A 15254-nucleotide genomic window follows, 5' to 3' on the forward strand; every position below is an offset into this window, starting at 1 on the left:
ATATGACAGATTTTCGCTGAAGGGAATTTTTTATACTTATCTGTGCAAAACAGTGGCTCAAAATAAAAAAGGCGATGATTGTTCATCGCCTTTTTCTTATTCGTAAATTCTAAGAGCTACTATTGCGTGCTCACGGAAAACTTCATAGAGAGTTTGATCCTGTTTTCTGCCCGCTTAAGGGCCTTGCGAGCACGTTTTTTGTCAACGTCTTTGTCTTCCGCATCAAGTCGCTCCTTGGCACGTTGCTTCGCCTCTTTGGCTCGTTCTACATCGATCTCTTCTACAGGTTCGGCAGCTTCTGCCAGCAAGGTCAGCTTGTTGTCATGTACCTCAACAAATCCGCCACTTACTGAATAGTACTGGTTACTGCCATCCGCGTTGCGAACGAGTATTAGTCCTATATCTAAAGTGGAGATAATATCTGCATGCAAGGTCTTGACTTCAAAACTGCCTAAGACCCCGGGAACCTGTACGCCTTTTACATCTCCGTCAAACAGAGATCCTTCTGGCGTGAGAATTTGCGCTTGAAAGCTATTCATGATCAGTTATTATTCAGCTGCTTCGTTTTCCTGTTCCAGTAGTTCTTGGCCCTGTTCTTCAGCCTCTTCAATACTTCCAACCATGTAGAAGGCATTTTCAGGAAGATGATCCAGTTCGCCATCAAGAATTTTCTTGAAGCCCTTTACGGTATCTTCAACCTTGATGTACTGTCCGGGCTGTCCGGTAAACTGCTCAGCCACGAAGAACGGCTGGCTAAGGAATCGCTGAACACGTCGTGCACGAGCAACCGTAGTTTTGTCTTCGTCAGAAAGTTCATCCATACCCAGAATAGCAATAATATCCTGCAGGTCTTTGTACTTCTGCAAAATCTCAATTACGCGCTGTGCAGTCTGGTAGTGCTCTTTACCAACCACATGCGGGTCAAGAATTCTTGAAGAGGAATCCAATGGATCAACAGCCGGATAGATACCGATCTGTGTCAATTCACGACTCAATACTGTCGTTGCATCCAGGTGAGCAAAAGTTGTTGCAGGAGCAGGGTCAGTAAGGTCATCGGCAGGTACATATACCGCCTGTACCGATGTAATAGATCCTTTCTTGGTAGAAGTAATACGCTCCTGAAGGTCACCCATCTCGGTAGCCAGTGTAGGCTGGTATCCTACCGCAGAAGGCATACGTCCTAGCAGTGCTGATACCTCTGAACCCGCCTGGGTGAAACGGAAAATATTATCAATAAAGAGAAGAATATCGCGGGAAACTTCATCACGGAAATATTCAGCAACCGTCAATCCGGAAAGCGCAACACGTGCACGGGCTCCAGGCGGTTCGTTCATTTGACCGAATACCAATGTTGCTTGTGATTCTTTTAATTTGTCTTTGTCAACCTTGGAGAGGTCCCACTTGCCTTCTTCCATGGCTTCTTTAAATTCGTCGCCATACTGAATTACTCCGGACTCGATCATTTCACGAAGTAAGTCATTACCTTCACGGGTACGTTCACCGACACCGGCGAATACCGAAAGTCCACCGTGACCTTTGGCAATATTGTTAATAAGTTCCTGTATCAATACCGTTTTACCTACCCCTGCACCACCGAATAGGCCGATCTTACCACCTTTTGCATAGGGGCAAAGCAGGTCAATAACTTTAATACCGGTCTCAAGCATTTCCGTAGAAGTTGCCAGCTCTTCAAAACTCGGAGCTGGTCGGTGGATGGGATAACGCTCTTCACCTTTTGGCGGTTCGATACCATCAATAGATTCACCGACCACATTAAACAGTCTGCCACGAATGTCTTCGCCAACCGGCATTGAAATAGGAGCACCGGAGTCAACGACTTCCGTATTTCTGACCAGACCGTCGGTTGAGTCCATAGCAATAGTACGAACTCTGTTTTCACCAAGATGCTGGGCAACTTCTAGATATAGTATGTTATTATCTTCTTGTTCTATGTATAAGGCATTCAGTACCGGTGGGATCTCGCCTTTGTTGAAGTCGACGTCCACAACCGGACCGATAACTTGTGCAACGGTTCCTTTATTCATTATCTATGATCGATTGAAAAAATTAATTTTTACTTGAGATCTGCAGTCAAAACAGAATATCAGAACATATTATTGATGCAGATTTTCTATCACTTTCAAGGCGGCAAAAGTTAGCTTTTTTTCGAAGCAATGGCAAAAGGGTTTGAATAATTAATTCTTTGAATTTTGCAAGATCCTGAACATGGAATAACAGATGTCAAGACACTTCTAATTAGCAAAGTTGTAAATTTTAAAAATTGAAAAATCAAAACCATCCTCAATTATTATTCAAAGAAATTTGTATGATATGCTAAGATCTTACTTTTTATAAACTTATTAGAATCTATACTCTAAATTGTATTCCAAATTCATCAGATACTACCTAACACTTAAAACTGAAGATCATGAATAATGCCAAAAATAGTTGCTCAAAATTACTGATTCCGCTATTACTGTTTTTTCTTACCTTTACAACATTGGAAGTAAAGGCACAAGATCTTGATGTACCCTATGTGCCCACCCCTCAAAAAGTAGTTGAACGAATGCTTGATCTGGCAGATGTTAATTCAAGCGACTACGTAATCGATCTGGGTTCCGGTGATGGCAGAATTGTAATAACCGCCGCCAAAAGAGGCGCAACAGGTCACGGCATCGATCTTGATCCTCAGCGCATTTCGGAAGCCAGAACTAATGCAGTGAATGCAAATGTAGCCGACCGGGTCATGTTTATGGAGGCTAATATTTTTAATACCGACTTCAGCAATGCCTCTGTTATAACAATGTACCTCCTCCCTACCGTGAACGAGAAACTCCGTCCCGAGCTATTGGACAAGCTGGAGCCAGGGACCCGTGTGGTCTCTCACAGTTTCGATATGGATGAATGGGAAGCTGATAAAGAAGTCATTGTGAATGACAACCAAGGGTCGGGTACTCATGATATTTACTTCTGGGTGATACCGGCCAAAGTGGAAGGCAGCTGGAGCTGGCAGACGGATGATAAGAATTTTACCATGAATGTCACCCAGCGATTCCAGGAAATCAGTGCAAATCTATCAGACTCTCAAGGCAATAGCTACCGCGTCGAAGCAGCCGATCTCAGAGGCAAACGAATAAATATTCGCGCAGTTAACGGAGATGTAAGATATATACTGAGCGGACGGGTTGAAGGAGATGAAATTATAGGGGTTCAGCAGCAGCATACTCAGGAGAACAAAAGTTTTACAAACTGGCGGGCCGGCAAACAATAAAAAATACATCTAAATTGTTTAACCGGACTAACATTGCATGGATAAAAAAACGGCTGGGCACCCCTTAAAAACCTTCAATAACCTGAGTGTCATTGCTGTTATTGTCGGCATTGTAATAGGTATAGGTATATTCCGCCTTCCTCCCCTCGTAGCCCAACAGGCAACGAGTGATTTACAGTTTATCAGTTATTGGATCGCGGGAGGTTTTATCTCGCTGCTTGGAGCCTTATGCTATGCCGAACTGGCTGCTCTCAAACCCGATACGGGTGGTGAATACTTCTTCCTTAATGAGGCCTACGGTTCTTTCCCTGCCTTTATTTTTTCATGGGGACGGATGACGGTTATTCAGACCGGTTCAATCGCTCTTGCTGCATTTATCCTTGGAGACTACGCTACCCTGTTAATCGATCTCGGACCCTACAGTTCTTCCATCTATGCCGCTGTAGGTATTATCTTGATTACCGGACTGAACCTCTACGGTACTGCTGAGTCACGTGGCGTTCAAAATATCCTGGCATCGGCCATTGTTATTCTGCTTATTGGTCTTGGGATATTCAGTTTCTTTTCAAATGTCCCGGAGGAACCGGCAGCCGCCGCAAATCAGGTATGGAGTTTTCCCTCTGTTGGTGCAGCGGGATCAGCAATGATTTTTGTACTGTTGACCTATGGGGGTTGGAATGAAGCCGCCTACTTATCGGCAGAAATCAAGGGCGTCAAGAAAAATATGGCCACGGTTCTCACAGCGGGTATCATACTCATCACAGGGATCTATGTGCTTGTAAATAGTGCCTATCTACATGTATTAGGGCTTGAAGCCTTGCAAAATGCCGATACTGTAGGATCCAATTTAACCGAAAAGGTATTAGGACCCGGCGGTGCAATATTTGTTACGGTTATTGTAATTTTAGCATCTCTTTCAACAACAAATGCAACAGTGATAACCGGAGCCCGGACCAATTACGCTTTGGGCAGAGATTTTAAAGTACTACGGTTTCTTGATGGTTGGCATAAAAAAAGAAATACACCCTTTAATGCATTACTGGTTCAGGGCGGCATTGCTCTGTTGCTGGTTGTATTGGGCACCTTTACAGAAGAAGCGGTAGCAACTATGGTAGATTATACGGCTCCGGTGTTTTGGCTTTTCCTCTTACTGTCAACAATGTCCATTTTCGTATTTCGCAATCAACACGATATAAGCGAACTTCCCTACAAGGTCCCGCTCTATCCGGTCACTCCCATTCTTTTTTTATTGGCCTGTGGGTATATGCTCTACTCCAGTCTTGCATTTACCGGTCCGGGTGCCCTCTTTGGTGTCGGGATCTTATGCCTTGGTATACCTGTGGTGATGGTAGAATACTATAGAGAGAAAATTTAATTTCTTACCACATAGATCCACAAGTTCCAATTAGTTCATACTAGAAGTCCAAAATAGGACGTTTCGATTATACTTTTTGGCTTAGTGGTAACAAATCGGCTATTTCATCTTTTGCCCGAATAGATTTATAATCATTCATCTGATCAATAAAATTATTTATCATGTCTTTACTCACAATTGTTTTAAGTCTGTTTTTGAACCTCAACGCCTTTCATCAGCTCCCCCAACCCTCCAATGCAACTACGGTCCCTTCCTCAATCGAGCGTGCTACCGTTTATCTACAGGGTGCTCAGATTACACGTAAGGCAACGGTCCAGTTAAATTCAGGCAGCAACAGCATCATTTTCAATAATCTATCCAATATGCTCAATGAGCAGTCGATACAAATATCTTCGGATGTACCGGTTACCCTTCTTTCTGTTAGAAAAAGCGAGGCGGGAAATGATTACAGGAGTGAAAAGCTTGATTCTCTGGAATCCGAAAAAAAAGAACTTGAATCACAAATTGCGCTGAAACAAGCTGAACAATCCGTACTTGACCGTGAATTGAATATCCTACTTTCAAATCAAACACTTCGCGGTGAAAATGAAAAAATATCTGCCTTGGAAATTAAACAGGCAATGGAGTATTTCCGGGAAAAGCTGACAGAAATTGAGACTTCCCGAATTGATGTAAAAAAATCGTTACAGGAGGCACAGCAACAACTTAATGATATCAATAGCAGCATTAATGAATTACGCAGAAAATTGAGGCAACAATCAGGTCAACTGATTGCTGAAATTGAATCTAACGGAAATAGGACTGTAAATTTTACCATCTCTTATTTTATTAGCAGCGCCGGTTGGTATCCCAGTTATGACGTTAGGGTTGAAAATATTGACCAACCGCTAGAGCTGACTTACAAAGCTAATATCTATCAGAATAGTGGAATAGATTGGAACAATGTACAGTTGTCGGTATCATCAGCTCAGCCACTTAGCTCAACCAATATCCCATCTATAGAACCTATCTATTTGCGATTCCTAGAAGCAGAAGCCAGACAACGCATGGAGGATGCTTCTAAAATGGCACCACAGGCACTGGGTGAAGTTGTGGTAACGGGATATGGAAGTGAACTATCCGGAAGACCGGCTGTTTCTGTCAATCAGAACCACACAAGTTTTAGTTTTGATATTGAAACACCCTATACGGTATCAGGTGATGGCGATACCAGGACGGTTAGTGTTCAGAATCATTCACTCCCTGCCACCTACCGTTATTTTGCCATACCAAAAAACCAGGAAACTGCTTATTTAACAGCGCTACTAACTGATTGGGAAGATCTTAACCTCTTAAACGGGGAAGCCAACCTCTATTTTGAAAAAACCTTTGTTGGTCAGGCACAAATCGAATCAAATGCCGTCAGTGATACCCTTCGGTTTTCTTTAGGGAAAGATGAAGGCATTGCAATTGAACGCAATCGCCTGACAGAATTTTCTGAGAAAAATTTCTTTGGGAACCGGGTTCGGGAAACACGGGCCTGGGAACTGGTCATTCGAAACTCAAAAAATAAAGCTATTGAACTAACTCTGGTTGACCAAATACCTGTTTCCACAAACGAGGATATAGAAATAGACCTGCAGGAGCGTAGCGGGGCTTCTTTGAATGAAGATACCGGTGAGCTAACCTGGACCCTTTCTATCCCGGCCGGCAGCTCGGTCTCCAGGCAGTTCCGATACCGGGTGGAGTACCCTACCGGTAAGCAAATTCGAGAAAAGTAAGCACTTTGAAATTCAGATGATCTATTAATTAAAACTATCTGCTTAGCCATCGCTCTGCGGTGGTGCAATCATATCCCCGCTCTGCGGTCATAGGTGACAGGTCTCATTGTATGTTAATTGCAATTATCTATTTCAGCCATACCGTATTGGACGCAGAGTGTCCGTTGCCGCGTCATCCGCTGAGCAATTGACGAGAAAGAATGAAATTGACATTATAGATAAGCAATGAAGTTATTATCAAGAATATTGCCTTTAGAAGATCACTGCCTTCGCAGGGAGGGCCTATGAGGTCAAAAGACTTGATAGGATCTGCCCGCATTCGTTACGGGATCTTCTAAAGTTAAAATGAACAGAATGGAAAGTTCTAATAAAGAAGCTATACCTTCCGTTCTGATTTAAAAACACCTCCCGCAAACAAAGACGCAAAAAGTTTCCAAATTTACCCGAATATTCATTAGCAACTCCCTCGCCAAAACTGTATTTTTGCATCGCCGGAAAATGCTATTTGAGTGACCTACTTTAGTTCAGCCACGCAGTTTTGAACTAATTAGTCAGCATTAGTTTTTTATTAAGTAAATCATCAACAAAAACAGATATTACATTGGAAACTGAAGCAACTGCTCGTTCTGTCAGCGTAGAAATATTAATAGAATTTGATGAAAACGGAATTCTGGACTATTCCACAGCCAATGAACTGGATACACGCGATCGGGCCGAAGTAAGGGAGTATGTACAGAACATACTACGGAAGCGCTCCTACCTTGATTTTTTGATTGATAATTTTTCCAATGTCAATATTGAAGAGATGAAGCCCAGTCTCAAGAACATACTACGCCTGGGTATTTACGACATGATATACATGGACAGCACTCCTGATTATGCTGCCATCAACGAATCGGTAGAAATTGCCAAGCTGATGCTCGGGCACCGTACCGGAGATCTTGTCAATGCCATTATGCGAAATCTACAGCGTGACGGTGATCAACTGCCCAAACCGAAATTCAAAGATCGGACCAAGTTAGTTGCCACTACCTTCTCGCATCCCGAATGGCTAGTAAAACGCTGGAGCAAGCGCTTCGGAGAGCGGGAAGCTTTTCAACTGATGCAGGCGAATAATAAACGTCCGACCTATTACGTACGAGCCAACAACCTGCGCACAAAAACGGAAAACTTTAAACTGCGTATGACCAAAAACGGCATTCAGTTTGAAGAAAGTGACTGGCTGCCGGGTTATTTCCGGGTGGATAGTGTGGCACCTTTTATCTCAAAAGGATGGCTCAGTAAAGGTTTCTGCCAGATCCAGGATATAGCGGCAGGCTTTGCCCCTACCCTTCTGGATCCGGAACCCGGTGAAACGATTTACGATCTATGTGCAGCTCCGGGTACCAAGAGCATTATGATGTCAGATATGATGAATGCCGATGGAGACATCCTTGCAGTTGATATCTCTTCGGAGCGCCTGGATAAGCTTGCAGAAAGTGCTCTTGAGTATCATGCTGAAAACATCAAAGTGCGCAGGGCTGACGTAACCGAACTTGAACTGGATGAAGCGGATGGCGTTCTGCTAGATGCACCTTGTACCGGCACCGGTGTATTAAGCAAGCGCGCCGATCTGAGATGGCGCCGTGATGAAGAAGGTCTTGAAAGAGCCGTTGCTCAGCAGGAACAACTGTTAGACTCCGCAGCCAAGATGGTGAAAAAAGGTGGTCGACTGGTATACAGCACCTGTTCCCTGGAAGAGGAAGAAAACATGCAACAGGTTGCCAAGTTTCTTAAGAAACACAAAAATTTTGAACTGGAACCGGTTGGCGGATACCTGCCAGATGAGGTCATCACTGAAGAGGGAAAAGCTTACCAAACCTTCCCCCACAAGCATAATTGTGACGGACACTTCGGGGTGAGGTTAAAACGAGTAAAATAGAACACGGATAACGCATATCATAAGGATTTGCACAGTACAAATATTTACTAATTAAACAGTGCAAATACTTATGGTTCGCGCACCCCGCGTTCCATGCTTACACCCTTCTCTCCTTTTTATTATCTTAATTTTTAGAAAATTTTTGATCACCAGATAAAGCATATTTACCAATTTTGAATAACACAACAACCCGGCAGGAAATACCAAAGCAATACGAACCCAATGCTGTCGAGGAGAAGTGGTACAGCTTTTGGGAGGTTAATGGATTTTTTCACTCTGAGCCTGATGAGCGTGAGTCCTACTCAATGGTCATACCTCCCCCCAATGTAACAGGCGTATTGCATATGGGACATATGCTCAATAATACCATTCAGGACGTATTGGTTCGCAGGGCGCGTATGCTTGGCAAAAATGCCTGTTGGGTTCCTGGAACAGATCACGCTTCTATTGCTACCGAAGCCAAGGTTGTCCAGAAATTGCGCAAGCAAGGTATTACCAAAGCGGATCTGAGCCGGGAAGAATTTCTCGAACACGCGTGGAACTGGACGGAGGAACACGGCGGTATTATCCTTCAGCAGCTTAAAAAACTGGGTGCATCCTGCGACTGGCAACGCACACGCTTCACGCTGGAGGATGACCTGTATGATGCTGTGATAGACTGCTTTATTGAACTTTATGATCGCGGTTATATTTACCGCGGAAAACGCATGATCAACTGGGACCCTGAAGCCCAAACAGCCCTTTCCGATGAGGAGGTTATTCACCGTGAAGTGCAATCCAAGCTTTATCATGTTCGCTATAAGATTAAAGGCGGGGATAACTGGGTTACCATTGCTACTACCCGTCCGGAAACCATACTTGCCGATACCGCAGTATGCGTGAACCCGAAGGATGAACGCTATCAGGATCTGGTGGGTAAAACAGCCATAGTACCTGTGGTCGAACGAGAAGTTCCTATCATAGCAGATGAATATGTTGATATGGAATTCGGTACCGGATGCCTGAAAATTACCCCGGCGCATGACCAGAATGACTATGAAATCGGTCAGAAGCATGGCCTGGAAATCATTGACATGCTGAATCCTGACGGTACCCTAAGCGAGGCTGCAGAGCATTACGTCGGGGAAGACCGATTTGAAGCCCGTAAATCCATAATCAAGGCATTAAAAGATCGGGACCAGCTGGTAGAGACGGAAGAGATCAGCAACAAGGTCGGTTATTCGGAAAGAACCGATGCCGTAATAGAACCTCGCTTGTCGCTACAGTGGTTTTGTAAGATGGATGAGCTGGCCAAACCGGCCCTTGACAATGTGATGAACGACAATATTCAATTTCACCCGGCTAAATTTAAAAACTCCTACAGTCACTGGATGGAGAACATCCGGGATTGGTGTATATCACGTCAACTTTGGTGGGGACAGCGAATTCCCGCCTGGTACTATGGTGACGGTGCGGAAGAGTATGTAATAGCCAAGACCAAGGAAGAGGCTCTGAAAAAGGCTCGTAAAAAATCAGGCAATGATTTAGGCGAGAATGATATACGGCAGGATGAAGATGTGCTCGACACCTGGTTCTCTTCCTGGTTATGGCCCATTACCGTATTTGACGGTTTCAAAAATCCCGATAATGAAGAGATCAATTATTACTATCCCACTGATGATCTGGTTACAGCACCTGAAATTATGTTCTTCTGGGTGGCACGAATGATCATTGCAGGCTACGAGTTCCGTGACGAAAAACCATTCAGCAACGTATACTACACCGGTATTGTTCGTGATAGCCAGCGCCGTAAGATGTCTAAATCTTTGGGCAACTCCCCGGATCCCCTGAAACTGATTGAGCAATATGGAGCGGACGGAGTTAGGGTAGGCATGCTGTTCTCCTCTCCTGCAGGTAATGACCTGCTCTTTGAGGAGAATCTTTGTGAGCAAGGCAGAAATTTTGCCAACAAGATTTGGAATGCTTTTCGATTTCTGATGATGAACCGGGAGGAAGGAAAAGAGTACTCCTCACCACTTAAAATCGATGAGGATAACCTTGCTGACCGGTGGATGCTTTCCAGGCTCCATGAGACCGTCAAAGCTATCAACAGCGACATGGAGTCATTTCGCATCAACGAAGCCCTGCGAAAAGTGTATTCCCTGGTTTGGGATGATTTTTGTGACTGGTACATTGAGCTCATCAAGGCTGACGAACCCGGGGCAAAGATTCCTGAAGACAAACTGAATCGCGGGTTCCGTATCTTCGAGGAACTTATGAAGTTGCTGCACCCTTTCATGCCTTTCATTACCGAGGAGATCTGGCAGCGTATCGGAGATCGTGACACTAAAAATGCCATGATTGTTGCGCAATGGCCAGAACTGGATGAAAATGCTATATCAGAGACCGATTCCGATCTATTTTCTGCCATCCAAAGTACAATTTCCGCTATCAGGAATATCCGGGCAGAATTTAATGTCGGACCAAAAGCAGAGATCGATCTTAAGATCAAGGCAAAAAATGCAGACATTGCATCTGCTCTTCAAGACAATGAATGGATCTTTAGGAAGTTACAGAATATTGGCACTTTTGAGGTTTCAACAGAACTGAAAAAACCTTCTACGTCTGCTTCTGCTGTGGTAGAAGGATCCGAAATTTTTGTCCCCCTGGAAGGTCTTATAGACCTCGAGAAGGAACGTAAACGCATTGAAGATGAAATCGACCGTCTTAAAGGTTTTCTTAAATCCGTTAATAAAAAACTGGACAATGAACAGTTTGTAGAAAATGCTCCGGAAGAAGTAGTCCAGCGTGAACGAGACAAGAAAGACGACACTGAAACCAGCCTTAAAAAGCTGAACGAAATTTTACACGAATTGGAATAATTGAACACGTATGAAGCGAATTCGGCAGATTTTCGCCGATTTAATATTGTACATCAAGAACGCTTTCAGCAGCTTACATCGTGTTTCTTAGTATTTAGAGAAAAGACTTAGATGGCTAAAAAACCGTCATTTTTAAACGACCTTAATGAACGTCAGCAAAAGGCCGCTACCCATACTGACGGACCGCTCCTTATTGTGGCCGGCGCAGGCAGCGGCAAGACCCGTGTACTCACCTATCGTATCGCCTATCTCATTGAGCAGGGCAAAGCACATCCCGGCGAAATACTGGCACTGACCTTTACCAACAAGGCGGCCCGTGAGATGAAGGAGCGCATTCAGAAACTGATCGGCGATGAAGCCAAGAAGCTATGGATGGGTACCTTTCACTCGGTATTTTCAAAGATCCTACGTTTTGAGGCCGAAAAAATCGGTTTCACTTCCAATTATTCGATTTATGATACAGACGATTCCCAGAATGCGATCAAACAGATTTTGCGGGAGAACAATTACGATCCCAAGGAGATCCAGCCAAGAACTATCCATCGCCGTATCAGTGATGCCAAAAACCAGCTGATTCTGCCCGGTCAGTATAAAGAACGGTTCGTTCATAGTACCCTGGATGATATAACAGCTCGAATCTATGGCATGTATGTGGAACGATTGAAGCATAACAATGCCATGGATTTTGATGACCTGCTCATAAAACCTATACAGTTATTCAGCGAGCATGAGGATGTACTTGAAAAATACCAGGATCGTTATAAATATATCCTCATTGACGAGTACCAGGATACCAATCATGCCCAGTATAAAGTGACTAATATGCTGGCCAAAAAATATAAGAACCTGTGTGTGGTCGGTGACGATGCCCAAAGTATTTACTCATTTCGCGGGGCTGATATCACCAACATCCTTAATTTCAAGGAGGATTATGAAAATGCCGTTGAGATTCCTCTCGAACAAAATTACCGTTCTACCAAAGCCATTTTAAAAGCGGCCGATTCTATAATTAAACAAAATACCGGGCAGCTTGAGAAAACCTTGTGGACTGATAACGATACAGGTGAAACCATAACCGTCCTTGATAACTATGACGAGCGAGACGAAGCCAACCGGGTAGCCAATTATATCAACGAACTGAAGATGCGCAAAGGCTACCAGTTCAATGATTTTGCCATTTTATACCGTACCAACTACCAGAGCAGGGTTTTTGAAGAGACACTTCGCAGAAAAGGCATTACCTACCAACTGGTAGGCGGGCTCTCTTTTTATCAGCGAAAGGAAATTAAGGATGTTCTTGCATATCTGACGCTACTGTCAAACCCCGATGACGACACCAACCTACTTCGAATCATAAACGAACCGTCACGGGGTATCGGTAACAAATCACTCCATGACCTGACTTCGACTGCAAGGCAAACCGGCCAGTCCTTATGGAGGATTCTGAAAAATGTTGAAGATGCCAATCTCTACAAACCGGCCGAAAACAGCGTCAAAGAGTTTGTCGACATGATCCAGGAGTTGAAAGCGGATCTTAAAAATAATGTCTCCCTGACCGATGTAACTAAAAAGTTGCTGAAGAAATCAGGCTACATGAAGTCGCTGGTTGAGGAAAACTCTCCTAAATCCATGACACGTAGGGAGAACATCATCGAACTTCAGAATGCCATCTCCTACTTCGAAAAGAATACCAAGAATCCAAAGCTTAGCTCATTTCTGCAGGAGATAAGCCTTATTACCGATACCGATAAATATGATGAAGACAAGCCGGCGGTTACCCTCATGACTGTTCATGCTGCTAAAGGATTGGAGTTTCCGGTTGTATTTGTAGTCGGACTTGAAGAGGAGCTGTTCCCTGTAGGCAGCCGTAATTATGAGGACGTAAATATCGAGGAAGAACGTCGGCTATTTTATGTAGCTATCACGCGTGCGGAAGACCAACTCTTTTTCAGTCACTGCAGGTCTCGCTACAAATATGGGGAAGAAAAGCCCATGATGCGCTCGCGTTTCCTGGATGAGGTAAGTTCTGATGTGGTAAGAACGGAAACCGGATCCACCATCAACCAGAATAAATCACGCTTTTCAAATGGCAGTTCGGATTCGGAATACGACGGCAATACCAAAGTGGAATACGACTGGAAAAAGCCACTTTACAACAAAAATAATCGCAATTCCAACCAAGGTACTACCATTCACTATGATAATCCCGATGAAGATCCCTTTCAGGTGGGTGCCAAGGTTGAACACAGCGTATTCGGTCCGGGTAAAATCATAAACAGAACAGGCCATGGCGAAAGGACCAAAGTTGTTGTATTTTTCAAAGACCGAGGTCGAAAAACATTGATGCTCAGGGTGGCAAAATTAAGTGTGATCGGCTAAACGCTCTCATTTCCGATTAATAATCAATTAATGAACAATCATTTTTACAGCAGGCTATTAGGTTGCTTTATAGCAGTACTAATTTTTGGGGGTGGAAATCTCATGGCTCAGCCTGTGCTTAATGCCCGTAATATTGCTTTGGGCGGAGGCGGAACTGCCTATCTAAACGGAATTGAGGCTAATTTTTATAACCCGGCTAACCTCTCGGTATATGATCGTGAGGGGTCAATCCATTTTTCTTTAGGAACTCTGGGCACCTTCTTTGAACCGGTATTATCCTCCGGAAACCCCAAAAGCCAATTCCAGCGATATACCGATACATTCCTCCCCTATGAGCCCGGCGAACAGGGTATAACAACAACCCAGAGAACCACCATCCTGGATGAAAATTACTCCGGCAATAATTTGACTTCAGAACACTTGTCCAGAGCTGATATCATTTGGGGTGGCCTGCAATGGATAGGTGATAAGAAGTCCTACTCAATAGCCTTGAGAACCCGCCTCGGATCAAGAATTGAGGTTGGCAAAGGATGGTATTCTGTGGAAGATTATGCTCAGAACGGGACATCCGTTCGCGATATGACGCTTATCAAACAAACACAGGCGTTACACGAAATTTCTTTTGGGTTTGCTCAGGAGTTTCAATTCTTAAACGGGCTTATTCCCAGAATCAATAAACTTTATCTAGGTATAGCCCCAAAATTTTTACTAGGCGGTACCTATGAAAATTCCGTCTACAACGGCAAATACATTACTGATGATCAGAATAATACAACTTATCAGAGGGACTTCACTTTTTATTCTACAGGTATCTATTCTGACATGATCAGCAGCTATTTGCTTTCCGGTTCCGCTGAAAATGCCATTGACAGGGAACTCAATAACCGATTCCTGTTAAAACCGACCGGTTACGGTGCCGGAGTCGATTTTGGACTCACCTATCTTATCCCATTGGGTTCGGATGTCAGTATTCTTGATAGCGGTGAGAGCAGAAAGCCAATCGAAAAGTCCCTGCGCATAGGGCTATCAATCACTGATATAGGTGTGGTTCACTATTCTTCACAGCCTCTTCAGCTGTCTCTGTCACAAACAAATACGCAGATAAATGCTCAGGACCCTGTCGATAATCAATTTATTGGCTCAGCAGGACAGTTGCCGGTTTTCTTTGATGAAGCTACAGAGCTACCAAATCCCTTTTTTGAAGCAAACAGCCAGTCAGATGGTAATTTTACGGTGTCTCTTCCCACATCATTTAATGCCGGCATCGTTCTCGATATCAACCGGGTAAAACTGATGAGTGACTTGACATTGGGACTCAGTAATACAGCATTTACCAATAAAAAGCTGGTTGCCCATTTTGGCGTTGAATCGCGTCCCCTGCCCTATCTACCGCTTCGTTTCGGTACCACTTTGGCTGCCGGAAAACCACTACGTTTTGGTGCAGGTACCGGTTTTGAATCCCGTTATTGGGATTTTTCCATCTCTACACAAGTACTTGTAAAATCAAGCACTCTTACATCGGATGTTGTAGGTGGAGCAATCGCAGCTTTGCGGTTTCATCTGTAGGCAAGTTTAACCTGCCAACCTGTCAAGTGGACCTTATATTATTCGGTAGGATTGTTATTTTGCCAGTAACTCTGACTAATTGGTAGGAGCATTTTACTTGGTGTCTTATTTGCATCACTTT

Annotated in this window: 9 protein-coding genes; 7 read left to right on the top strand and 2 right to left on the bottom strand. The window is 43.9% G+C overall.

Annotation, left to right across the window (positions count from 1 at the left end; all coding sequences use genetic code 11):
• Positions 1-119: 119 nt before the first annotated feature.
• Both G3570_RS08765 and atpD read right to left on the bottom strand, forming a co-directional pair.
• Entirely contained in the window at positions 120-539 is a 420-nt protein-coding gene (locus G3570_RS08765; protein WP_165141405.1) for a F0F1 ATP synthase subunit epsilon, read from the bottom strand.
• 9 nt (positions 540-548) lie between these two features.
• On the bottom strand, positions 549-2045 hold the full coding sequence (gene atpD / locus G3570_RS08770) for a F0F1 ATP synthase subunit beta (protein WP_165141407.1): 1497 nt from the start codon (positions 2043-2045) through the stop codon (positions 549-551).
• 383 nt (positions 2046-2428) lie between these two features.
• On the opposite strand from atpD, the gene G3570_RS08775 reads away from it, so the two are divergent.
• The 7 genes from G3570_RS08775 to G3570_RS08805 all read left to right on the top strand — a co-directional run bounded on the left by G3570_RS08775 (position 2429) and on the right by G3570_RS08805 (position 15133).
• Positions 2429-3271 carry a class I SAM-dependent methyltransferase gene (locus G3570_RS08775; protein WP_165141409.1) on the top strand — a complete coding sequence of 281 codons (843 nt, stop codon included), beginning with the start codon at positions 2429-2431 and terminating at the stop codon, positions 3269-3271.
• Between the two features lie 37 nt (positions 3272-3308).
• On the top strand, positions 3309-4646 hold the full coding sequence (locus tag G3570_RS08780) for an APC family permease (RefSeq protein ID WP_165141411.1): 1338 nt from the start codon (positions 3309-3311) through the stop codon (positions 4644-4646).
• A 161-nt stretch (positions 4647-4807) separates the two neighbouring features.
• Positions 4808-6406, top strand: a complete 1599-nt coding sequence (locus G3570_RS08785) for a DUF4139 domain-containing protein (RefSeq protein ID WP_165141413.1) — start codon at positions 4808-4810, stop codon at positions 6404-6406.
• A gap of 601 nt (positions 6407-7007) precedes the next feature.
• Positions 7008-8327, top strand: a complete 1320-nt coding sequence (rsmB, locus tag G3570_RS08790) for a 16S rRNA (cytosine(967)-C(5))-methyltransferase RsmB (RefSeq protein ID WP_165141415.1) — start codon at positions 7008-7010, stop codon at positions 8325-8327.
• A gap of 173 nt (positions 8328-8500) precedes the next feature.
• Positions 8501-11188 (top strand): valine--tRNA ligase, encoded by a 2688-nt coding sequence (locus tag G3570_RS08795; protein WP_249066901.1) that lies wholly within the window; start codon positions 8501-8503, stop codon positions 11186-11188.
• Between the two features lie 111 nt (positions 11189-11299).
• Entirely contained in the window at positions 11300-13567 is a 2268-nt protein-coding gene (locus G3570_RS08800; RefSeq protein ID WP_165141417.1) for an ATP-dependent helicase, read from the top strand.
• A gap of 30 nt (positions 13568-13597) precedes the next feature.
• The gene (locus tag G3570_RS08805) at positions 13598-15133 is read left to right on the top strand and encodes a DUF5723 family protein (protein WP_165141419.1); all 1536 of its coding nucleotides are present in this window, start codon (positions 13598-13600) and stop codon (positions 15131-15133) included.
• The last annotated feature ends 121 nt before the right edge of the window (positions 15134-15254 follow it).

Origin of the sequence: Halalkalibaculum roseum (assembly GCF_011059145.1) — a bacterium.
Lineage (GTDB): Bacteria > Bacteroidota > Rhodothermia > Balneolales > Balneolaceae > Halalkalibaculum > Halalkalibaculum roseum.

What these genes read in the sequence shown, in the direction of transcription:
- G3570_RS08765 (WP_165141405.1), bottom strand. Translation starts at nt 539, where the DNA reads ATGAATAGCTTTCAAGCGCAAATTCTCACGCCAGAAGGATCTCTGTTT.
- atpD (WP_165141407.1), bottom strand. Translation starts at nt 2,045, where the DNA reads ATGAATAAAGGAACCGTTGCACAAGTTATCGGTCCGGTTGTGGACGTC.
- G3570_RS08775 (WP_165141409.1), top strand. Translation starts at nt 2,429, where the DNA reads ATGAATAATGCCAAAAATAGTTGCTCAAAATTACTGATTCCGCTATTA.
- G3570_RS08780 (WP_165141411.1), top strand. Translation starts at nt 3,309, where the DNA reads ATGGATAAAAAAACGGCTGGGCACCCCTTAAAAACCTTCAATAACCTG.
- G3570_RS08785 (WP_165141413.1), top strand. Translation starts at nt 4,808, where the DNA reads ATGTCTTTACTCACAATTGTTTTAAGTCTGTTTTTGAACCTCAACGCC.
- G3570_RS08800 (WP_165141417.1), top strand. Translation starts at nt 11,300, where the DNA reads ATGGCTAAAAAACCGTCATTTTTAAACGACCTTAATGAACGTCAGCAA.
- G3570_RS08805 (WP_165141419.1), top strand. Translation starts at nt 13,598, where the DNA reads ATGAACAATCATTTTTACAGCAGGCTATTAGGTTGCTTTATAGCAGTA.